At 63.4% G+C, this 21,589-nt stretch carries 21 protein-coding genes; 12 read left to right on the top strand and 9 right to left on the bottom strand.

The genetic code is table 11. From position 1 onward, the window contains the following. Positions 1-125: 125 nt before the first annotated feature. The 3 genes from FHX14_RS13435 to FHX14_RS13425 all read right to left on the bottom strand — a co-directional run bounded on the left by FHX14_RS13435 (position 126) and on the right by FHX14_RS13425 (position 2,730). On the bottom strand, positions 126-797 hold the full coding sequence (locus FHX14_RS13435) for a response regulator transcription factor (protein ID WP_184377440.1): 672 nt from the start codon (positions 795-797) through the stop codon (positions 126-128). Beyond that, complete coding sequence (locus FHX14_RS13430; protein WP_184377439.1) at positions 794-2,179, bottom strand: cache domain-containing protein; 1,386 nt, start codon at positions 2,177-2,179, stop codon at positions 794-796. The genes FHX14_RS13435 and FHX14_RS13430 overlap by 4 nt, the downstream gene beginning before the upstream one ends. A gap of 86 nt (positions 2,180-2,265) precedes the next feature. Beyond that, positions 2,266-2,730, bottom strand: a complete 465-nt coding sequence (locus tag FHX14_RS13425) for an Lrp/AsnC family transcriptional regulator (protein ID WP_010029817.1) — start codon at positions 2,728-2,730, stop codon at positions 2,266-2,268. A gap of 162 nt (positions 2,731-2,892) precedes the next feature. On the opposite strand from FHX14_RS13425, the gene FHX14_RS13420 reads away from it, so the two are divergent. The 5 genes from FHX14_RS13420 to FHX14_RS13400 all read left to right on the top strand — a co-directional run bounded on the left by FHX14_RS13420 (position 2,893) and on the right by FHX14_RS13400 (position 6,950). Next, complete coding sequence (locus FHX14_RS13420; RefSeq protein WP_184377438.1) at positions 2,893-3,672, top strand: ATP-binding cassette domain-containing protein; 780 nt, start codon at positions 2,893-2,895, stop codon at positions 3,670-3,672. Between the two features lie 45 nt (positions 3,673-3,717). Next, a complete protein-coding gene (locus FHX14_RS13415; protein ID WP_097626156.1) occupies positions 3,718-4,491 on the top strand; it encodes a transporter substrate-binding domain-containing protein in 774 nt (257 codons plus the stop codon). Positions 4,492-4,500: 9 nt separating this feature from the next. Continuing rightward, on the top strand, positions 4,501-5,226 hold the full coding sequence (locus FHX14_RS13410) for an ABC transporter permease subunit (protein WP_184377437.1): 726 nt from the start codon (positions 4,501-4,503) through the stop codon (positions 5,224-5,226). A 12-nt stretch (positions 5,227-5,238) separates the two neighbouring features. Beyond that, positions 5,239-5,928: an ABC transporter permease gene (locus FHX14_RS13405; protein WP_184377436.1), complete on the top strand. Its 690-nt coding sequence runs from the start codon at positions 5,239-5,241 to the stop codon at positions 5,926-5,928. Positions 5,929-6,041: 113 nt separating this feature from the next. Further along, positions 6,042-6,950 carry a homocysteine S-methyltransferase family protein gene (locus FHX14_RS13400; RefSeq protein ID WP_184377435.1) on the top strand — a complete coding sequence of 303 codons (909 nt, stop codon included), beginning with the start codon at positions 6,042-6,044 and terminating at the stop codon, positions 6,948-6,950. Between the two features lie 18 nt (positions 6,951-6,968). Here FHX14_RS13400 and FHX14_RS13395 read toward each other — a convergent pair whose 3' ends face one another. Further along, positions 6,969-7,406: a helix-turn-helix domain-containing protein gene (locus FHX14_RS13395; RefSeq protein ID WP_184377585.1), complete on the bottom strand. Its 438-nt coding sequence runs from the start codon at positions 7,404-7,406 to the stop codon at positions 6,969-6,971. Positions 7,407-7,611: 205 nt separating this feature from the next. Between FHX14_RS13395 and FHX14_RS13390 the strand changes: the two genes are divergently transcribed. After that, a complete protein-coding gene (locus FHX14_RS13390) occupies positions 7,612-9,426 on the top strand; it encodes a chloride channel protein (protein ID WP_184377434.1) in 1,815 nt (604 codons plus the stop codon). An 89-nt stretch (positions 9,427-9,515) separates the two neighbouring features. On the opposite strand, the gene FHX14_RS13385 is transcribed toward FHX14_RS13390, so the two are convergent. The 5 genes from FHX14_RS13385 to FHX14_RS13365 all read right to left on the bottom strand — a co-directional run bounded on the left by FHX14_RS13385 (position 9,516) and on the right by FHX14_RS13365 (position 14,600). Beyond that, a complete protein-coding gene (locus tag FHX14_RS13385) occupies positions 9,516-10,286 on the bottom strand; it encodes an ABC transporter ATP-binding protein (protein WP_184377433.1) in 771 nt (256 codons plus the stop codon). 9 nt (positions 10,287-10,295) lie between these two features. Next, complete coding sequence (locus FHX14_RS13380; RefSeq protein WP_184377432.1) at positions 10,296-11,279, bottom strand: ABC transporter substrate-binding protein; 984 nt, start codon at positions 11,277-11,279, stop codon at positions 10,296-10,298. A gap of 40 nt (positions 11,280-11,319) precedes the next feature. Next, complete coding sequence (locus FHX14_RS13375) at positions 11,320-12,171, bottom strand: ABC transporter permease (RefSeq protein WP_184377431.1); 852 nt, start codon at positions 12,169-12,171, stop codon at positions 11,320-11,322. A 10-nt stretch (positions 12,172-12,181) separates the two neighbouring features. Continuing rightward, complete coding sequence (locus tag FHX14_RS13370) at positions 12,182-13,534, bottom strand: LLM class flavin-dependent oxidoreductase (protein ID WP_184377430.1); 1,353 nt, start codon at positions 13,532-13,534, stop codon at positions 12,182-12,184. A 280-nt stretch (positions 13,535-13,814) separates the two neighbouring features. Next, positions 13,815-14,600, bottom strand: a complete 786-nt coding sequence (locus tag FHX14_RS13365; protein WP_184377429.1) for an IclR family transcriptional regulator — start codon at positions 14,598-14,600, stop codon at positions 13,815-13,817. Positions 14,601-14,819: 219 nt separating this feature from the next. Between FHX14_RS13365 and FHX14_RS13360 the strand changes: the two genes are divergently transcribed. Genes FHX14_RS13360 through FHX14_RS13335 form a run of 6 tightly spaced genes read left to right on the top strand, consistent with a single transcriptional unit; the run spans position 14,820 to position 21,579 of the window. Then, entirely contained in the window at positions 14,820-15,890 is a 1,071-nt protein-coding gene (locus FHX14_RS13360) for an ABC transporter substrate-binding protein (protein WP_184377428.1), read from the top strand. Between the two features lie 21 nt (positions 15,891-15,911). Continuing rightward, positions 15,912-17,426 carry a sugar ABC transporter ATP-binding protein gene (locus FHX14_RS13355; RefSeq protein WP_184377427.1) on the top strand — a complete coding sequence of 505 codons (1,515 nt, stop codon included), beginning with the start codon at positions 15,912-15,914 and terminating at the stop codon, positions 17,424-17,426. Continuing rightward, on the top strand, positions 17,423-18,382 hold the full coding sequence (locus tag FHX14_RS13350) for an ABC transporter permease (RefSeq protein WP_184377426.1): 960 nt from the start codon (positions 17,423-17,425) through the stop codon (positions 18,380-18,382). The genes FHX14_RS13355 and FHX14_RS13350 overlap by 4 nt, the downstream gene beginning before the upstream one ends. Then, positions 18,382-19,323 (top strand): ABC transporter permease, encoded by a 942-nt coding sequence (locus FHX14_RS13345; RefSeq protein WP_184377425.1) that lies wholly within the window; start codon positions 18,382-18,384, stop codon positions 19,321-19,323. The genes FHX14_RS13350 and FHX14_RS13345 overlap by 1 nt, the downstream gene beginning before the upstream one ends. Next, complete coding sequence (locus FHX14_RS13340; RefSeq protein ID WP_184377424.1) at positions 19,320-20,276, top strand: amidohydrolase family protein; 957 nt, start codon at positions 19,320-19,322, stop codon at positions 20,274-20,276. The genes FHX14_RS13345 and FHX14_RS13340 overlap by 4 nt, the downstream gene beginning before the upstream one ends. After that, a complete protein-coding gene (locus tag FHX14_RS13335) occupies positions 20,269-21,579 on the top strand; it encodes an alanine racemase (RefSeq protein WP_184377423.1) in 1,311 nt (436 codons plus the stop codon). Before FHX14_RS13340 ends, FHX14_RS13335 begins: the two co-directional genes overlap by 8 nt. Positions 21,580-21,589: the final 10 nt, after the last annotated feature.

Genomic DNA, 21,589 nt, shown 5'->3' with positions numbered 1-21,589 from the left:
GATCGGAAGCTTATGTAACGCATGTGAATTCCTCCCAACGGCTTGGCGCTTGGCCAGCCGTGACTGGAGTCCTAGGGCGTTGGTTTTATCCCCACAAGATGGGCGCAGAGGCGAAATACCGGGGTCTACCCAGAAGTGGGTAGGCGCGAATTTCCCCCGACACTCGAGGCGATGCCGTGGTCGAGGGCATAGCGGATGAGGCCAGCCGTCGTGGCGATGCCGAGCTTCTTCTTGAGGTTTTTGCGATGGGTTTCGGCGGTGGCGGAGCTTATCCCGAGCACTTCCGCGATCTCGCGGTTGCTCCTGCCGGCAACGATCAGCCCGAGAATGTCACGCTCGCGCGGCGTCAAGGGATCGCTCCCCTCCTCCACGCGTTCGCCCATCAGCGCATCGAAGACGCCGGAGGAAAAATAGGTGCCGCCGCCGGCGACGGTTTCGATGGCCGCGACGATCTCGTCCGTCGAAACGTCCTTGAGGACGTAGCCTGCGGCGCCATGCATGACCGAGGAGGAAATATACTCGCGGCTGTCATGCATGGAGAGCATCACGACGCGGATCTCAGGAAATTCGTTCCGAAACAATTCGATCGCATCGATGCCGCTGAGCTTCGGCATGTTGATGTCCATGAGCACCACCTGCGGCCGGATCTGCCGGGCAATGTCGAGGCCGGTCTGCGCGAGGCCGGCTGTGCCAGCGACCTCGATATGGTCGAAGGTTTCGAGCACGGCTTTCAGCCCGTCCAGCACCAGCGGATGGTTGTCGATCAAGAGCACCCTAATTTTGGGTCGTTCCGTCATGCGGCTTCCGCCTGCCTGCCGGCGGCAAGATTGGCCGATCTCGGCATCATCGCCGTCAGCGTCGTGCCGGCCTCGCTGCTGTTGATCAGCAGCAGGCCGCGGAAGTGGGCTATGCGCTCCTGCATATTGCGCAGGCCGAGGCCCGACCTGCCGGATGCGCCGTCCCTGCTGCCGTCGAAGCCGGTGCCATTGTCGGATATCGTCATGCGGGCGCGGCCGTTGTCGCTCCAGAGCTTGACCGAAAGCTTCGAGGCGCCTGCGTGTCGCTCGACATTGTTGAAGGCTTCCTGCGCAACGCGATAAAGCGCGGTGTTGGCCTCGGCTTTCAACGTGTCGGTGAACGCCGAAGCGTCGATTTCCGTCTCGATCCCCGTCCGCTCGGCAAAATGGTGACAGAGCGCTTCGAGCGCGGCCTTCAGGCCGAGATCGTCGAGCACGCGGGGCCGCAGATCATGCGAGAGCAGCCGGATTTCCTTGATGGCGCCGTTCAACGCTTCGACGCCGCGCTCGATGGTCAGTGCAGCCTCGTCGACATTGGTCCTGACTTTGCGGCCGGCGAGGTCCATTGCATAACGCACGCCGAGAAGAGTTTGGGAGATGCCGTCATGCAGCTCGCGCGCCAGCCGCGTGCGCTCCTCTTCCTGGGTGTCGATGACCCGCTGTGTCAGTGCCTTGAGCCGGCCGTCGGCCATGCGACGCTCGTGGAAGGTCAGCAGCATGCAGGTGGTGAACACGACGAGCACCGAGGGCACGGCGATCAGCGCGACGATGACGAAGGTCCGTCTGATGTTGGCGCGCATCACCTTGTTGGCGGTCGCACTCTGGGCAAAGACGTCATCCAGGTAGACGCCGGTTCCCACCACCCAGTGCCATTTGTCGAGGCTGACGACGAAGGAGAGCTTGTCGGCGATCTGCCCGGTCGAGGGTTTCTGCCATTTGTACTGATGCAGGCCGCCGCCCGCCCGTGCCGTGGCGATCAGTTCGGCAATGACCTTGTCGCCATCGGGATCGGTCAGATCGAGCCAATTGTGCCCATGCCGGAAACTCTGGCGCGGATGGACGATATTGTTGCCGTCGTAATCGTAGACGAAGAAATATCCGTCCTTGCCGTAGTCGAGCGAGGTCAGAATCTCAGCCACCTGCTGCTTGGCGGCTTCGTCGTCGGCCCCGGCCTTGTCATAGATTGTCTGGATGGCGGAGAGGGCAAGATTGGTCAGATTGAGGATCTCGGCTTCCTTGGTCTTCAGCATGTTCTGCTCGAAGGTATCGATGCTGTTCTTGGCGAGATTTGCCGATTGCCAGGTGATGAAGGTGGTGATCGCAAGGATCGAAATGACGAGCGGGACGATCGCCAATGCGATGATCTGGTGTCGTAACGTCAAGGCTCGTCCTCCCGAGAATTTTCGCCCGGAATTATGCCCTTTGTCCTATATGAGTCCAGTCGCTTGCCGCTGAGACAGGATGATCGCTATTCCAGCGGCACGAACAGGCCGAGCTTGACGTCGCGCAGCACGACATTGGTGTGCATGCGGCGGATTTGCGGATTGTCTGCCATGATCAGGGCGGCGATGTCGTCATAATGCTCGACGTCGCGGGCGGTGACGATAGCGATCAGATCGACCGCGCCGGTGACGTAATAGACCTGCTGGATATGATCCTGCTTCTCCGCCCAGACGCGGAATTTCGCCAGCGCGTCGTAATTGTCCCGCTCGATCTCCATGCCGACGATGAACACCATCGATGTCCCCGTCGCCTTCCGGTCGACGACGGCGACCTCCGCCTTGATGATTCCCTCCTCGCGCAGGCGTTTCAACCGCCGCTGTACGGCCGAGACCGACAGTCCGATCCGTTCGGCGATCGTTTCGGCCTTCAGCTGGCAGTCGCGCTGAACGATATCGAGAATGTCACGGTCAAAACGATCCAGCTGTTCCATTGTCCAGTCCAATTCCACTTATGGCATTTCATAGATTTCGCCGCATTCGATGCGCGAGGAAGATTATTTTGCGCATAATATGCAAAATAGGTGATAATTGCGCGAAAAAACCGCGTTGTTTTATCATTATCCTTCGCAAACTCAGTTCAGCCGGACCCCTGCATGTCGGATCAGCCCTTTCCTGCTCTTCGCGTCGAAGATCTCCATAAAAGCTTCGGCTCGCAACAGGTTCTCAAGGGTATCTCGACGGAGGCCCACAAGTCGGATGTGATTTCGATCATCGGCTCGTCAGGCTCCGGCAAAAGCACGTTTCTCAGATGCATCAATTTCCTGGAAACGCCGGATCGCGGCCGCATTGCCGTCAACGGCGAGGACGTCGTGCTGAAAGCCGGTCGCGGCGGGCGGCTGCAGCCGCAAAGCTGGCGGCAGATCGAGCGGCTGCGGACGGGGCTCGGCATGGTCTTTCAGAGCTTCAATCTCTGGGCTCATCGCACCGTGCTGGAAAACGTCATCGAGGCGCCGGTGCACGTCATGGGCATGTCCAAGCGCGAGGCGATCGAAAAGGCCGAAGCCCTGCTCCACAAGGTCGGGCTGTTCGACAAGCGCGACGCCTATCCCGCCTTCCTCTCCGGCGGCCAGCAGCAGCGCGCGGCCATTGCCAGGGCGCTCTGCGTCGATCCGGCCGTCATGCTGTTCGACGAGCCGACATCGGCGCTCGATCCGGAGCTGGTCGGCGAGGTGCTGAAAGTTATCCGCGATCTCGCGGAAGAAGGCCGGACCATGCTGATCGTCACCCATGAAATGCGCTTCGCCCGGGATGTTTCGAGCCGCGTCCTCTTTCTGCATCAGGGACGGATCGAGGAGGAAGGGCCGCCGGAACAGGTTTTCGGGGTGCCGGTCAGCGCCCGCTGCCGGGAATTCACCCGTCTCAGCGCCCATTGATCCACACCAGCCATCATCGACACACGAACCAGGAGAATCCTGCGAATGAAACTGCTCCCCATGCTTTTTGCCGGCGCCGCACTTGCGCTTTCCGCGGTCACCGCGCAGGCCGAAGTCCGCTTCGGCGTCATGAACGAATCCTATCCTCCCTTCTTTGCCAAGGACGCCTCGGGTGAGTGGCACGGATGGGAAATCGACTTCATGAACGCCGTCTGCACGGAGATGAAGGAGAAATGCTCGATCGTCGACATTTCCTGGGATGGTCTCATTCCGGCTCTCCAGAGCAAGAAGTTCGACGTGATCTGGTCGTCGATGTCGAACACGGCAGAACGCTCGAAGGTGATCGACTTTACCGACAAATACTACAACACGCCGAGCACCCTGATCGGCCCCAAGGACCAGAAGCCGGGCGCCACTGCCGAAGACGTGAAGGGCAAGACCATCGGCATCCAGGTGTCGACGATCCAGTCTGAATATTACAAGAAGTATTTTGCCAATGCTGCCGAGGAGAAGACCTACCAGACGCTCGACGAGGCTTTCCAGGATCTGGCCTCCGGCCGTATCGACTACGTCTTCGGCGATTCGCTGGCGCTCGACGCGTTCCTGAAAAGCGACGGCGGCAAGGATTGCTGCGCCAAGATGGGAGATGTCGCCGACGACAAGGAAATTCTCGGAGCCGGCGTTTCGGGTGGTCTGCGCAAGGAAGACACGGAACTGAAAGCCAAGCTGAATGCGGCAATCGCTGCGGTTCGCGCCAACGGCCAGTATGACGCCATCACCAAGAAATACTTCGACTTCGACATTTACGGCGCGAAGTAAGCAATCCCGATGGCGACCGCACAACAAGGCATTCTCGACCTGCTGTCTCCCTATCCTCCGGGATGGGGCGGCGTTCTTCTGGCAGGTGCGGTTTCCACGGTCGCCATCTCGGCCTGCGCCTTCGCGGTCGGACTTCTGCTCGGCACCGGTGGAGCGCTGGGAAAGCTTTCCGGCAATCGCCTGCTCCGGCTGCTGCTCGATCTCTACACCACTGTCATTCGCGCGGTTCCCGAGCTGATCCTGATCGTCGGGCTCTATTATGCAGGCACCGACGGCCTCAATCGGCTCCTCGCGGCATTGGAGCTGCCGCCGGTCAACGTCAACGGCTTCGTCGCCGCCGTTGCCGTGCTCGGCTTCGTGCAGGGCGCCTATATGACGGAGGTGCTGCGCGGCGCGATCCGCGCCATTCCCGTCGGCCAGATCGAGGCGGCCAAGGCCTTCGGCATGGGACCGATGCTGCGGTTCCGCCGTGTGCTGCTGCCGGCGCTTTTGCCGAACGCGCTGCCGGGGCTTGCCAATCTGTGGATGTCGGTCACCAAGGACAGCGCGCTGGTGGCGGTCGTCGGCTACCAGGAACTGGCGCTTGCCACCCGCCTCGCCGGGGCGAGCACCAAACACTACTTCGTGTTTTTCCTGGCTTCGGCCCTCCTCTACCTCGCCATCACGCTCGTTTCCAACGTCGCCTTCAAACTGATCGAGGGACGGGTGCGGCGGGGACAGCCGCGCCTTGCCTGAAGAAAGCGCCCCATGAGTTTCACCTGGATCTCTTCCTACTGGCCGCTTCTTCTGACCGGCGCCTGGCAGACGGTAGCGCTGCTGGTCATCTCCGTAGTGTTCGGCTTCGTCATCGCCATCGGTCTCGCCTTCGCGCAGGTCAGCGGCGGCAGGCTGACCCGGCTGCTTGCCCGCGGCTACTGCACCTTTTTCCGCGGCACGCCGCTGCTGATCCAGCTATGGCTTCTCTATTACGGCGTCGGCTCGCTCCTGCCCATGGTTCCCGGCATCCGGCAGAGCCTGTTCTGGCCGATCCTGCGCGAAGGCTTCTTCTTCGCCGCCGTCAGCTTTACGCTGAACTATGCGGCTTACGAGGCGGAGGTCTTGCGCGGCGCCCTGCTTGCCGTGCCCAAGGGCGAGCTCGAAGCCGGCCGGGCCTTCGGCCTGTCGCCCTGGAAGCTGACCCGGCGCATCTGGTTGCCGCGCGCCATCCGCATCGCCCTGCCGACCATTGCCGGCGAGATCGTCATGCAGTTGAAAGCGACGCCGCTCGCCTTCACGGTGACGGTGATGGATCTCTATGCCGTGGCCAACAAGGTCCGCCAGGACACGCTGCTGGTCTACGAACCGCTGCTCGTCGTCACCCTCTTCTATCTCGCTTTGACCGCAGTCATCGCCCGCGTCTTTCGAGGTCTCGAAGCGCAGGTGCCGGTGCGGCGCTAGCCGGGAGAAGGGACCGGCCATGAACCCCGGCGCGTATCGACGCGCACCTCACCCCGTTTTTTATGAAAAGCCCGCCGCCGGTAACGGCGCGGCAGCCTGAATGGAGACCCTTGATGAGCACGACACGAATCCTCGATGGTGGCATGAGCCGCGAGCTGCTGCGGCTCGGCGCCGAATTGAAACAGCCGGAATGGTCGGCGCTGGCGCTGATCAATTCGCCGGATATCGTCCGCGAGGTGCATAAGGAATTCATCGCCGCCGGCTCTGAGGTCATTACAACAAACAGCTATGCGCTGGTGCCCTTCCATATCGGCGAAGACCGGTTCCAGAAGGAGGGGGCGGCGCTGATCCGTCTCGCCGGCCGGTTGGCGCGCGAGGCGGCCGATTCCATCACCGATCGCAAGGTGCTGGTCGCCGGTTCGCTGCCGCCGATCTTCGGCTCCTACGAGCCGCAGAATTTTCAGCCGTCGCGGGTCCAGGATTATCTGAAGGTGCTTGTCGAAAACCTTGCGCCCTTCGTCGACATATGGCTCGGCGAGACGCTGAGCCTGATCGCCGAGGGTGAGGCCGTCCGCGAGGCGGTGGCAGCAACCGGCAAACCGTTCTGGGTCTCCTTCACATTGGCGGATGACGAGGCAGACATCGAAAGCGGCGAAGCGAAGCTTCGCTCGGGCGAGAGTGTCGAGACGGCTGCCTCCTGGGCGGTCTCGTCAGGTGCCGAAGCCTTCCTGTTCAACTGCAGCAAGCCCGAAGTCATGCGCGGCGCCGTCGAGACGGCGGCGCGCGTGTTCCGTCAGGCGGACGCTCGGATCGAAATCGGGGTTTATGCCAACGCCTTCGAAGGGCAACAGGGCGCCTCGGCCGCCAATGAAGGCCTGCACGACACCCGCGACGATTTGAACGACGATGCCTATTCGCGTTTTGCCTGCTCTTGGGCCGAAGCCGGCGCGACGATCATCGGCGGCTGCTGCGGCATCGGCGCCGCCCATATCCATCGTCTCGGCAAGACGCTTTCACGATAAGCCGCAGCGCGGCTTCGTTCACTCCGCTTTCGGCGCCGTCTTCTGGAGTTCGAGCAGAAGCTCGATCAGCTTCGGCGCCATCACCCTGATTTCCGAAAGATGGACGGCGCTCAGCCGCGTCAGAAGCTCGTCGGCCTTCCCGGTCAGCAGGAGCGTCTGGCGGCGCCTGTCGGCCGGATCGGCATGGCGTTCGACCAAGCCGGCATCCGACAGCCGTCCGACGAGTTCGGTCGCCGTGTGCGGCGCGATGATCAGCCGCTCGGCCAGCATGCCGATGGTCATCGCTTCGCCGCTGCGTTGCCCCTTGATCGCCAGCAGCGCCTGATGCTGCTGCACGGGCAGTCCTTCCGACTGGGCGGCAGAGGCGCTGAAGTCCATGAACTGGCGAAGCGCGAACCTGAGGTCGGCGAGCGCCTCGTAATCTTCCTGCCTGAGCGGCGGCGGGATTTTCTTCACACTCATTCTCCTCTGCCGCTCGGTTCGCAGGAGACGATCCGTGTGCGCGCTATTGCCGGTCTCGAATAGATGGGCAGCCGCCGGCCGGTCAAGGGAGGCATCGTCCGAGACATTTTCGCCTTCTTGCTTTCGTCCATTGATTTATATCGTATCACGATATAATGACGCCACTCAAGCATAGCAATTCCGCGTAGCAGAGGCTTCCATGGCGCAGCATCAACCCAGCAACCGGCCGCATGATTTCACCGGCGGTCTTTCCCGGCGCGAGGCCGGCGATTTCACCACCGACAGGCGGGTTCTCCTGCTGGTCGGGATGTCCATCATCGTCGGCACTGCCGGCGCCTTTGCGGCCTGGTGCCTCGTCAGCCTGATCGCGCTTGTGACCAATGTCATCTGGTTCGGGCAGATCGGCATTCAGCCCGCTTCTCTCGCCGCCGTGCCGCGCTCGCTGTGGGTGGTGCTGGTGCCGCCGCTCGGCGGGCTGGTCATCGGCCTGATGGCCCGCTTCGGGTCGGAGAAGATCCGCGGCCACGGCATCCCCGAGGCGATCGAAGCCATTCTGATCGGCGGCAGCCGGATGTCGCCGAAGGTCGCGGTCCTAAAGCCGCTGTCCTCGGCAATCTCGATCGGAACCGGCGGCCCGTTCGGCGCCGAAGGGCCGATCATCATGACGGGCGGGGCGATCGGATCGCTCTTCGCGCAGTTCTTCCACATGAGTGCGGCCGAGCGGAAGACGCTGCTCGTCGCGGGTGCCGCCGCGGGCATGACGGCGATCTTCGGCTCGCCGATCGCCGCGGTCATGCTGGCGGTTGAACTCCTGTTGTTCGAATGGAAGCCGCGCAGCTTCATTCCCGTCGCCGTTGCCGCCTGCGTGTCGATCTGCTGGCGTCCGCTGCTCTTCGGCACAGGCCCGCTGTTCCCGACCCATTTCCAGGTTGATTTGCCCTGGTGGGGGATCTTCGCCTGCGCGGCGATGGGCATCATATCGGGGCTGCAATCGGGATTGCTGACGACGCTGCTCTATCGGATCGAGGATCTGTTCGAGGCGCTGCCGATCCACTGGATGTGGTGGCCGATGCTCGGCGGTATCGTCATCGGCCTCGGCGGCCTGATCGAACCGCGGGCGATGGGCGTCGGCTACGACATCATCGACGGCTTGCTCAACAACCGGCTGCTCGCACCGGCTGTCATGTCGATCCTGCTGGTGAAGACCGTCATCTGGCTGTTTGCCTTGTCGTCGGGCACATCGGGCGGCGTGCTGGCTCCGCTGCTCATTTTCGGCGGCGCTCTCGGATGGCTGGTCGGCCTCGTCATGCCGGGCAACGATCCGGGCTTTTGGGCGCTGCTCGGAATGGCGGCGATGATGGGCGGAACCATGCGGGCGCCGCTCACCGGCACCTTCTTTGCAATGGAGATCACCGGCGACATCGGCACGCTCGTTCCGCTGCTCGCCGCAACGGTCGTGGCCTATGCCGTGACGGTCCTGCTGCTGCGCCGCTCGATCCTCACCGAGAAGATCGCGCGCCGCGGCCAGCACATCACCCGCGAATATGGCGTCGATCCGTTCGAACTCTCCCGGGCAAGGGAGATCATGATCGGCGATGTCGACACGCTTCCGGTCACCATGACGGTCGGAGACGCCTGCGATTTCTTCGCCTCCCAAGAGAAAACCCATCGGATCTATCCGGTGGTCGATGCTTCAGGCAGGCTGGCCGGCATCGTTTCGCGCGCGGATGCCCTGCTCTGGCAGGGGAAAGCGGATCTCGCCGTCCAGACGCTCGGCGAAAACGTGGCGGACGGCTCCGTTCCCGTCGGGCATCCTGATGATACCGTCGCCTTCATCGCCGACCTGATGCTGTCGACCGGCGATGGCCGCATTCCGATCGTCGATCCGGCTTCCGGCAAACTATGCGGCCTGATCGCCCGCAAAGATCTGCTGCGGCTGCGCAGTTCCTACCGGTCGGCGGAACTGGATCGGCGGCCGTATTTCGCTGCTGGTCCGAGGAGCAAGTTGCAGTAACGTTCTGCGGTTCTTCCGCATCGCTGCCGCAACTGCCGCGCGTCGCATGAGTCAGGTCCCATGCGGCGCGTGTTTACGTCTGGACACCGTTAATGCAGTCCGAACAGGTTCAGCAGCTCTTCACGATGCCGGACGAATTCCGGTGCGCTTCGATCGCGCGGGCGCGGCAGATCGATGTCGATCAGGCGCGGTTCGGCTCCCTTTTCCCGCGGCAGGATCAGGATCCGGTCGGCAAGGTAGATCGCTTCCTCGAGATCGTGGGTGACGAGAATGGTCGTCACATCTTCATCGCGCCAGATTCGGGCGAGTTCCTGCTGCATGCCGATCTTGGTCATAGCGTCGAGCGCGCCGAGCGGCTCGTCGAGCAGCAGGATTTCCGGCTGGACGGCAAGCGCCCGGGCGATGCCGACGCGTTGCGCCATGCCGCCGGAGAGCTGGCGGGGATAGGCCGCCTCGAACTGCTGCAGGCCGACGAGCTTGACATAGTGGCGTGCCCGCCCCCTCGCCTGCTCGCGCGACAGGCCCCTTGTTTCCAGTCCGAAGGCGACATTGTCGAGCACATCAAGCCAGGGAAGAAGACGTGGCTCCTGGAAGATGACGGCGCGCTCGGCGCCGACACCGCGGATTGCCTTGCCGTCGACCAGCACCTCGCCGGTATCGGACTCCTCAAGGCCGGCCAGAACCCTGAGCAGGGTGGTCTTGCCCGAACCGCTGGCGCCGACGATGGCGAGGCTTTCACCCGAGCGGATATGGAGATTGATATCTTTCAGAACCTGCAGATGGTTGCCGTTCAGCGTGTAGGATTTCGAGAGGTGACGGATCGTCACCTCTCCGCGGCGAATGTCCTGGGCGAGGCTCATCACGGTTCCTCAGTTGCTTGCCGGCTTGGCGTCGGCGGCAAAGATGATATCCTTGGCCGCCAGCTGGCCTTGCTTCAGCTTGCCCTCGCGAACCAGGACGTCGATCCAGAACTGGATATCGCGCTCGACCGGCAGGCCGCCGGCGCGCACGCCGTAGCCGCGGAAATACTGGGCGATATCCGGGTTCTCGCCGCGCTCGCTGAGCGCCTTGGCCAGGATCTTCTTGGTTTCCTCAGGATGTTCGCGGGCATAATCGAGGGCGCGGGCCGATTGCTCGACGAAAATCTTGGCAGCTTCCGGATGCTGCTGAATGAAATCGCGGCGCAGGACTACAAAGCCGCCGGCAATGTCGCCGAGCACGTCGGTATCGTCAAAAACTGCGCGCAGGCCGCCGTTCTTGAGCGCCGCACCTTCGAACGTCGTCTGCCAATAGCCGAAGGCGGCGATATCGACCTGCTTGGAGCGCAGCACCTGTTCGAGCTGCGGCCCGGGAACGACGACCTGATTGGCGGAGTCGCTCGGCAGGCCGGCGGAATGCAAGGCCTCGCGGATGGTATAGTCGAGATGCGCACCGAGTGTATTGACCGCGATGCTCTTGCCGGCAATATCCTTGATGCTTTTGATCGGGCTGTCTTCCAGCACGTAGAAGGTCGACTGCACCTCGTCATTGATTCCGTTCGACGGATAGGCGGCGACGAAGTCATTGCCGCCGATGATCGAATTCAGCACGGCGGAGGTGGCCGCACTGCCGATCTCGACATCACCGGATGCCAGAGCGATCAGAGAGGCCGGCCCGCCCTGGGCATAACCGACATTTTCGAACGTGATGCCGGTATCCTTGAAGTAGCCGAGCTCGTCGGCGAGCTCGTGGGCGGCAAGACCGCCCTGGCTGGCGAGATAACGCAGCTTAACCGTGTCGGCGGCTGCGGCCGGCGTGGCAAGGCCGAGCGCGATGACGGCCGGCAGGAGGAGGTTGCGGGGATGGAATGTCATGACGTGTCCCTTTCGGAAGAGGAAAATGGGCGGAAGCAGGTTAGCGGCTCGGCTGAGACCAGCGGCAGAGACGGCGCTGCAGGAGAACGAGCAAGGCATTGGCCGCAAGCCCAAGAAAGGCGAGCAGAAGGATCGCCGCAAACATCAACGGGATCTGGAAATTGTACTGGGCGTTCATCACCTGGAAGCCGATGCCCTTGTTGGCGCCGATCATCTCGGCGGCAATCAACAGGAGCAGCGCGGTCGTGGCCGAGAGACGCAGGCCGACGAAGATTGCAGGGACAGATGCCGGCAGAATGACGCGGCGGAAGACGGTCAAAGGTCCCGCGCCGTAGGTTCGCGCCATCTCGATAAGCTTCTGGTCCACCTCCTTGACGCCGCCGATGGTCGCGAGCAGCACTGGAAACAGCGTCGCCCAGAAAATCACGAAGATTTTAGAGGTTTCCCCGAGGCCGAGCAGCAGGATGAAGATCGGGTAGAGCGCCAGCGCCGAGGTTTGCCGGAAGAGCTGCAAGATCGGATCGAGCGCCTGCTCGACCGCACGCACCTGGCCCATGAACAGGCCGAGCGGAATGCCGATCACGACGGCAAAGGCGAAGGCGGTTCCGGCTCGCTGCAGGCTGATGGCGATGTCGTCCAGCAGCGCGCCGTTGGCAAGGTTGGTCCAAAGAGCCGACAGGATCACGTTCAAGGGCGGAAAGATGGCCGGATTGATCCAGCCTTCAGTGCTCGATACCTGCCAGAACGCGAGGAAGGCGAGGAGCAGGCCATAGCGCGGCAAAAACGATGCGAGCAGCCTGCGCAGATGGGAGCCGAGAGTGGAAGTCGTGCTTTCACTGCTCTTTAGGCGGCCGAAGCTTCTCGGGAGAGTCTGGTTGATTTCATAGGCCATGGATCGCTCCTCACTCTGCTGCCTGGAGAGCTGCGCGTCCCGCGGCCCATCGATTGGCGGGGAAAGGCAGGCCGAGGTTTTCCCGAAGCGTCCTGCCCTCATAGGCGGTGCGGAACAGGCCGCGGCGCTGCAGCTCCGGGATGACCAGATCGACGAAATCGTCGAGGGCCGTCGGCAGCCAGGGCGGCAGAATGTTGAAGCCGTCGGCCGCTTCGTTCTCGAACCAGGTCTGCAGCGTGTCGGCAATCCGTTCGGCCGTGCCGACGATGGTGTAGTGACCGCGGGCCGATGCGATCCACTGATAGAGCTGGCGGATGGTGAAGTTGTTTTCGTCGGCGATCTGGCGGATGAGGGCCTGACGGCTCTTCATGCCTTCCGTCGGCGGCGCCGGCGGCAGTGGCCCGTCGAGATCATAACCGTGCAGGTCGAGCGTGCCGCCGGTCAGGCCGTTGAGGAGGCCGATCCCGTCCTCTTCGACAATCAGCGAGGTCAGGCGGTCGTATTTCTCGCGCGCTTCCGCTTCAGTCCTGCCGACGAAGGCGGAGACGCCGGGCATGACGAGGATATGATCGGGGTTGCGGCCGAGGCCGCGGGCGCGTGCCTTGATATCTCGGTAGAATTCCTGGGCGGTTTCGATGTGCTGATGGGCGGTGAAGATGACTTCGGCCGTTGCTGCGGCAAGCCCGCGCCCGTCGTCCGACTGCCCGGCCTGGACGATAACGGGATGTCCCTGCGGCGAACGCGAGACGTTGAGCGGGCCGCGCACGCTGAAATGTTCGCCGCGATGGTCGGTGTCGTGCAGCTTGGCCGGATCGAAGAACACGCCCGACTCCTTGTCGCGGATGAACGCGTCGTCCTCGAAGCTTTCCCAGAGTTTGCGGACAACGTCGACATGCTCGGCAGCACGGCGATATCGATCGGCATGTGGAAGCTGCGTATCACGGTTGAAGTTCTGTGCCGTGAGGTCGCCCGTGGTGGTGACGACATTCCAGCCGGCGCGGCCGTTCGAGATCAGGTCGAGCGAGGCGAATTTGCGCGCGGTGGTGTAGGGCTCCTCATAGGTGGTCGAGGAGGTGGCGATAAAGCCGAGATGGGTGGTCAGAGGCGCCAGCGCCGAGAAAAGCGTCACCGGTTCGAAGCCGGCCACACGGGCATTGCCGCCTTCGCGTGCGCCACCAAAACCGACAGCCAGTCCATCAGCCAGGAAATAAGCATCGAAAAGGCCGCGCTCGGCTGTCAACGCGAGTTGCTTGTGAAACTCGAAACTGGTGGCGCCGTCGGCTGGCTGGTCGGGATGCCGCCAGGAGGCGACATGCTGACCGCCACCGGGGAGAAATGCTCCAAGCCTGATTTTCCGTGTCATTTCGCGTCCTCTCTGTTTGCCGTTGATCGCCTGGTCTTCTTCAAGGCCAAGCTATAGATCGGCTGTCAGGACGCTAAACTACGTTTTCCATAAATTTTATAGAGAAACTACATTTCATAATTTCGGAGGAAGAGTGAATAGTTTTTCGGGATCGGCTTGAATCTGGAAATCGACGATCGCGGCGGCCAACAAGAGATATGTCTTGCGGCGGTCTTTATGTTTTCCACGTCGGACAGGTCGGCGAGCGGCGTCCCGCCTCAGCGTGACATGATTTGTGGCGTCAGCCTCGTTTGGGCCGGGCCGGGGCATGCTCCAGGCCGGCGGCGGCCTTCTTCAGGCAGTCGAGATAACGGTCGCGGTTGGCAATGCCGTCGTCGCGCGGGGTGACGAGGCAGAGCGTTGCGGCGGCGTGACCTTCCTCGCCGCGCACCGGCACGGCAAAACAATGGGTAAAGCTGTCGACGATGCTGTTGAAGGTGAAGAAGCCTTCACGCTCGGCCTGGCGCACCTCGGCAATGAAGGTCTGAGGCTCGAGCCATTCACCGCCCGGCAGACGGAAATCCTGCGACGGAATGAAGTTCAGGATGTCCTGATCCGACAGATGCGCGACGAGCAGGCGGCCCGACGCCGTCCACGGGATAGGCACCGATTGTCCGACATCCGTCGAAATGCGGAAGGGCCGAGCGCCTTCGCGCATGCGCACGACCGTGTATCTGTTTCCATCCAGCATGCAGAACTGCGCCGTCTCCCGCGTCTCGTCGGCAAGCTGTTCCAGCGTCGCTTCGCATTCGCGGGTGAAATCGAAATGGTTCTCGTAGGCGGCGCCGAGGAAATAGAGTTTGCGGCCGAGATAGACGCGCCCCTCGCCGCCGGTGAATTCGAGGATGCCGTTGCTCAGCAGCAGGTTGACGAGCTCGTACACCGATGAGCGCGGCGCGCCGATCTGCGCGGCGATTTCATTCGGCTTCAAGGCCTGCCGTTTCTGGCGCAGGAAATCGAGGATCTCGAAGGCGCGGTCGAGCCCTCGGGCGCGCTTGCCGGCTGCTTCGTCCTGAACTGCATCCATCTCTATCGTCCTGTTCTTTTGTCCGGCCAAGCTCTTCAAGCCGCTTGCCGTATCTGTCAATCGATCCCGTCATTCAATCGCGAATGAAATTTTCCCACCCCTCTTGCGGGGTGAAAAAATCGGCATAAGATCGCCGCGTCCGGTATATAGATCACATGTACGATATATTGGACATAGATGGCAAGCCGTCAAGGTTGCCGCACAAAAAAGGGGATCGACATGAAGAATTTTGAAAACAGCATTTCCGCCTCGCTGCGCCGCCGCCTCCTCGCGGGCGCTGCCGCAGCAGCCACCCTCCTGGTCTTTTCCACCGGCACTGCCTCGGCCGCTGCCAATTGCATCAAGGGCGACAGGAAAGCGCCCTATACGATCGGTTGGGCGAACATCTACTCCGTGCCGACCTGGATGAAGCAGACTGAAGGCACCATCACCGCTGAAGTGGAGGAGCTGAAGAAGGCCGGGCTCGTCAAGGATCTGATGATCACCGACGCGCAGGGCAACTCCCAGACGCAGATCCAGCATATCCAGTCGATGATCGACGCCAATGTCGACGCCATCGTCGTCATCGCCGGCTCCTCCAATGCGCTCGACCGCGTCATATCGGATGCCTGCGACAAGGGCATCGCGATCGTCAATTTCGACAGCCTGGTCAACACCGACAAGGTGACGGCGAAGATCAATACCGATTCCAGCGAATGGGGCGCGACCGCTGCCAAGTGGATGGTCAGCCAGCTCGGCGGCAAGGGCAAGATCATCATCATGAACGGCCCGGCCGGCATTTCGGTCAGCGACGACCGCCGCAAGGGCGCCCAGCCGGTCCTCGATGCCAATCCGGGTCTTAAGGTGATCACCGAGACGAACACCGAATATAACGTCGCACCGGCACAGGAAGCGATGACCAGCCTGCTCTTCGCCAATCCCGAAATCGACGGTGTGCTGTCGCTCGGCGGCGCGCTGTCTGCCGGTTCCGTCCTCGCCTTCGAGCGTCAGGGCCGCGACCAGGTACCGACGACGGGCGAAAACGCCCGGCAGTTCCTGGAACTCTGGAAGGAAAAGGGCCTGAAGGGCTGGGCGACCATGCAGCCGAACTGGCTCGGTGCGCTTTCCGTCTATACCGCCGTGCAGGCGCTGCAAGGCAAGGATGTGCCCGCTTTCGTCAAGGTGCCGCTGCCCGTCATCGACGACAGCACCATCGGCAGCTATCTCGCCCGGGCCGACAAGTTCCCGGCCGACGGCTATATCTACTCGGATTACGACCAGGCGCTCTTCGACAAGCTGCTGGCCAAGTAATCCCGAGCTGAGGGGACCGTCATGACGGAAGAAAGGCCCCTGCTGCAAGCCCGGCAGGTGTTCAAGGGATTTTTCGGCAATCCCGTTTTGAAGGGCGTCGATATCGCCCTTCTACCGGGCAGGGTTCACGCCCTGCTCGGTGAAAACGGCGCCGGCAAGTCGACGCTGATCAATCTCCTGTCCGGTGCCCTCCAGACGGACGGCGGGTCCATCCTCGTCGACGGCAAGCCGGTCGGGCGTTTCAGCCCGACGGCGGCGCGCGCGGCCGGCATCGCCGTGGTTCAGCAGGAGCTGAGCCTGACGGCCAGCCTGTCGATTGCCGAAAACATCGGGACCGGCGCCTTTCCGCGCCGGTTCGGCCTCATCGATTACGCAGCGCTGCATCGCGGCGTGCGAGAGGTCTGCGACATGGTCGGGCTTACCGAACCACTCGACATGCCGGTCGCCGATCTCGCGCTCGGTCGCCGTCAGATGGTGGAGATCGCCAAGGCGCTGTTCCGCAAGCCCCGCGTGCTCATTCTGGACGAGCCGACCTCGTCGCTCTCCGCCCACGAAGCCGGTATCCTTGCCCGGCTGATCGAGACGCTCAAGGGCCGCGGCACCGCACTTCTCTATATTTCCCATCGCCTCAACGAGGTGCAGGCGCTCTGTTCGCATGTCACGGTGCTGAAGGATGGCGGCGTCACGGCCGACCAGTCGCTCTCCGGCATCGATGGCGAGGGGCTGGTCCGCCTGATGGTCGGCCGCGAGACCGGCGACCTGTTCCCGCCACGCGCCGCCACCACGCCCGGCGCGACACGCATCAGCGTCGAAGATTTTTCCGCCGGCATGGTGCGTCACATCGGCTTCTCCGCCCGCGCCGGCGAGATCGTCGGCATCGGCGGGCTGGTGGGGCAAGGCCAGGAAGACCTGCTGCTCGGGCTCTATGGCGCGATTCCCGCGTCTGCCGCCCAGGCGGAAGTATCGGGCAAACCCGGCCTGCCCGCAGATGTCGGCGCGGCGAATGCGGCGGGCATCGTCTATGTGCCGGCCGACCGCAAACATGAGGGACTGGTGCTGCCCCACTCCATCGCCGCCAATCTCATTCTGCCCTCGCTCGCACGGCTTGCCCGCAAGGGGTTGCGCGACTTGGCGGCGGAAAGCGGCCTGGTCGCCGATCTCGCGCGTCGCCTGACGATCAAGGGCGATACGGCCCGCCCGGTGCAGGCGCTTTCCGGCGGCAACCAGCAGAAAGTGGCGCTTGCCAAATGGCTGCCGCTCGATCCGTCCGTTCTGCTCCTCAACGATCCGACGCGCGGCGTCGACATCGAGACCAAGCGTGAAATCTACCTGATGCTGCGCGCCTTCGCCGCGGAGGGGCGGCTCGTCATTCTCGCCAGTTCCGACACGCCGGAACTCGTGCATCTCTGCGACCGCGTCGTGGTTCTGCGCGAGGGGCGCATCGCGGCAACCCTGTCGCAGGATGCGATCAGCGAAAGCGCGATCGTCGGCGCGGCCATGGGTATTGCGGCGGCGACGCAGGGAGAGGCGGCATGAGCACGATTTCACCATCCCGGCTCTACGGCTCGATCCAGCTCCGCCGCAACCGCGGCCTCGCCGGCCTCTATCTCGTCGTCGCCGCTTTTCTCATCCTCTATGCGGTGCTCTTTCCCGGCATTCTTTCAATCGGCGGCTTTTCCAAGTTCACGCAGAACTGGTTCCCGCTTGCGCTCGTCACCATGGCGCAGGCGCTGCTGATGCTGAACGGCGGCATCACGCTGGCGATCGGCCCGCTCGTCAGCCTCGGCGCCGTGATCGCGGCGACGACAATGCAAGGGGCGCTCGGCGTGCCGGGCGGCATTCTGGCTGTCGCGGTCGCCGGCCTTTTGATCGGCGCCGTCATCGGCGCCATCGTGACGCATCTGAGGCTGCCGGCGATTATCGTCACGCTGGCCGGCTCCTTCATCATCAGCGGTATCGCGCTCATCCTGCTGCCGCGGCCGGGCGGGTTCATTCCCGATTGGCTGTCGACGGTGCTTGCCGGCCATACGCCCGTCGCCTTCGTGCTGCTCGCCGTGATCCTCATGCTCTGGAAAGCTTTTCTGGCAACGCCGCTCGGCCTCGGCATCTATGCGGCCGGCGACAACCCGGTCGGCGCATTCCGCTCCGGTGTCCCGGTCGAACGGGTGAAGGTCGCAGCCTTCGCGCTCTCCGGTCTGCTTGCGGCACTGACCGGTCTTTTCGTCGCGGCGCAGACCGGCTCGGGCGATCCTGTGATCGGCACACCCTTCACGCTGAATTCGATCGCTGCGGCCGTGCTCGGCGGGGTGGGTTTCCTCGGCGGCAAGGGCACGATGCGCGGGGCGATCTGCGGCAGCCTGCTGCTCTCGGTGATGATCAACGTGATGTTCTTCTTGGGCTTTCCGCCGGTCGCGCAATATGTCGCGCAAGGCTTGATCATCGTCGGTGCGGTCGCCGTTCCGGAACTTCTCAAGGGTTGGAGGGTAAGATGATGAACATCGTCAGATCCGCATTCCGCAATCCGCCGCTCCTGACCTTGCTTCTGGTCGCGCTCGTCTGGATCGTTGCTAGCGTCTCGCTCCGTGGTTTCGGCGCCTACGGCCATCTGCGTTATCTACTGGAACTCGCCGCGGTGATCGGCATCGTCGCGGTCGGGCAGACGCTCGTCATCCTGATGGGCGGCATCGATCTTTCCGTCGGTGCTGTCATCACCGTCACGGCAATCCTGCTGCCGCTGATTTCGCCCTCCTGGGATCCGACCGGCCTTGCCGGCATCGCGGCCGCCCTTGCCATCGCCACCGGCATCGGCTTGATGAATGGCGCGGGTGCTGCCTATCTTCGCGTGCCGCCGATCATCATGACGCTTGCGATGGCGACCTTCCTGCAGGGTCTGCTCGTCATCGTCGCCGGCGGCAGCGCCGTCACCGTCAGCAACCCGGCCGTCATCCTGCTCGGGCAGGCGCGGCCGCTCGGTATTCCCTCGGGCATCCTGCTGTGGCTCGCCGTCTCGGTCGTCGTCCTGCTGCTGATCCACCGCATGCCGCTCGGCGCCCGGTTCCTGGCGCTCGGGGCGAACCCGCTCGCCGCCCGGCTTTCCGGCGTCAGCGTCACCCGCAACACACTGATCGTCCATACGCTGTCCGGTTTTTTCGCCGGGCTTGCGGGCATTCTCGTGCTGGGCATGAACCGGCAAGGTTATGTCGGCATCGGCGACCCCTATCTGCTGACCTCGATTGCCGCCGTCGTGCTCGGCGGTACCTCCATCCTCGGCGGCCGCGGCACCTATGCCGGCACCATTCCAGGGGCGATCCTGCTCGTCACCACGACGGCGCTGATCACCGTCGTCAACGCCTCTCCCGGCTGGCGGTCGATCATGTTCGGTACGCTGATCCTCGCCCTCCTGCTTGTGTCCGGCCGCGAGGCGCGCAGATGACCGGGCGCTACGACGGGCCGGTGATCGACCCGCACCACCACCTCTGGGATCTCAGCCTGCAACGCCATCCTTGGCTTGAGAAGGCGCGGGCTTCCGGCGAGGAGATGGTGTTCGGCAGCCTCGCGCCGATCCTGCGCGATTACGGCATCGACGATTACCGCGCCGATGCCGCGCGCCAGAACGTCGTTGCGACGGTGCATGTGGAGGCCGGCTGGTCGGTTGCCTACCCGCTGGAGGAGAGCCGCTGGCTTGAGGGTCTCGACCGTAGCTCCGGGGTGGCGCACCGTTATATCGCGCGCGTTCCCCTCGACGGGCCGGATGCCCCGCGGCTGCTGGAGGCGGAAGCTGAGAACCCCAATGTCGTCGGCATCCGCGATATTCTGAGCTGGCATCCCGATGCGGCGAAGCGTTTTGCGCCGCGTCCGGATCGCATGGGCCATCCAGCCTGGCGGGCGGGGCTTGCCCATGCCACGCGGCTCGGGCTGGTCTTCGACCTGATGCTCTATCCCTGGCAGATGGCCGAGGCGCTCGATCTCGTGCAGGCCTTTCCCGAAACGCTTTTCGTGCTCAACCACGGCGGCAGTCCCGCCGACCGGACGGAGGGCGGCATGGCGCTCTGGCATCGCGGCCTGCGGGCGCTCGGCGGCGCGCCCAACGTGCGCGTGAAGATCTCCGACCTCGTCGCCTATGATCATGCATGGACGCTTGAAAGCCTGCGGCCGGTGATCGAACATTGCCTCGATTGTTTCAGCCCAGCACGCGCGATGTTTGCGAGCGACTTCCCGGTCGCCGGCCTGCACGCCTCTTTCGACGAGGTCTATCAGGTTTTCCGCACGGTCGCCGCCGAGCTCTCTCTTGACGAGCAGCGCGCTTTGTTCTTCGCCACCGCCAACGACACCTATCGCCTTGGTTTGGCTCATCCGGCCGAGATCGGGAGAGGCCGCCATGTCTGATCTTCATAGCGCGACGGAAAACGTCCTGATCGACGAGCGGGTGCGCGGCTTTCCGCCGGGCCATCCGCCGCTGCCGCTTGCGGCAGTGGGAATGCAGGGATGGAAGCCCTACGACGGTAACATGGCGCTGCCGCTGATCTCGCTCGACCGGCAGGCCTTCGCCGGGAATGTCGAACTGATGATGGCTTATGTGAAAAGCCACGGCGCCGAAATCGCGCCGCATGCCAAGACCCCGATGTCGACGGCGCTGGCAGAGGCGCTTCTGGCGGCAGGCGCCTGGGGCACGACCGTTGCCGACATCCGCCAGGCCGCCGTCCTGCTCAAGGCGGGACAGCGCCGGCTGATCCTTGCCAACGAGATTGGCGGCGCCGCCGCCGCCCGCCGGCTTGCGGCCCTGCTCGGGCATTATCCCGATGCGGAACTCCATGTCTTCGTGGATTCGACGGCGCTCGTCGAGGCGCTTCGCTCCGCATGGCAGGAGCGCGCGGATCTGCCGCCTCTCGGCCTGATGGTGGAATTCGGCGCCGGTCGCGCCGGTCTCCGCAGCGCCGAAGCCGCGGCGGCAATTCTCGACGCGATCCTGGCCGTGGAGACGCCGGCCTTCCGGCTGACCGGCATCGCCGCCTATGAGGGGGCGGCCGCCACCGCCGATCCTGAGGAGACGATGCTTCGCATCGACGCGCTGATGGCGATGACATCAGATTTCCTGCCGAAGATCCGCGCCCGCATCGGCAGGGAACGGCCGCTCCTCGTCACATCAGGCGGTTCGGTGTTTTTCGATATTGTGGTGGCGCGGCTTTCAGCCGCCGTCGCCGCCGATCCAGCCTGCCGGCTCGTGCTGCGCAGCGGTGCGATCTTCTTTCACGATCACGGCGTCTACGAGCGCGGCCTTGCCGGCCTCGATGCACGCGGCGGCTTGCGCATCGGCGATAGGACGGTTTCGGCGGCCGCCGGTTTCCGCCCGGCGCTGAGGGTCTGGGCCGAGGTCCTCTCCCGGCCGGAGCCAGGGCTTGCGATCGCAGGCATGGGCATGCGCGACGTGGCGATGGACCAGGGCTTGCCGCGCGCCCTGGCGCTCTATCGCAACGGCGCGTATCTCTCCGATCTCAAAACCGCCGAGGTTTTCCGCCTCAACGATCAGCATGCCTTCCTGGCACTTGCCGAGGATAGCGACGTCTCGGTCGGCGACGTCATCGAGTTCGGCATCTCGCATCCCTGCACCTGCCTCGACCGGCACACAATCCTCTATGGCCTCGACCCGGATCATTCGGTGACGGCCGCCTATCTCACAAGCTTCGGCTGAATTCTCCCTC

This window comes from Rhizobium sp. BK619, from assembly GCF_014195245.1.
In the GTDB taxonomy this organism is placed as follows: domain Bacteria; phylum Pseudomonadota; class Alphaproteobacteria; order Rhizobiales; family Rhizobiaceae; genus Rhizobium; species Rhizobium acidisoli.
This window is presented reverse-complemented; position numbering and strand designations above follow the sequence as displayed.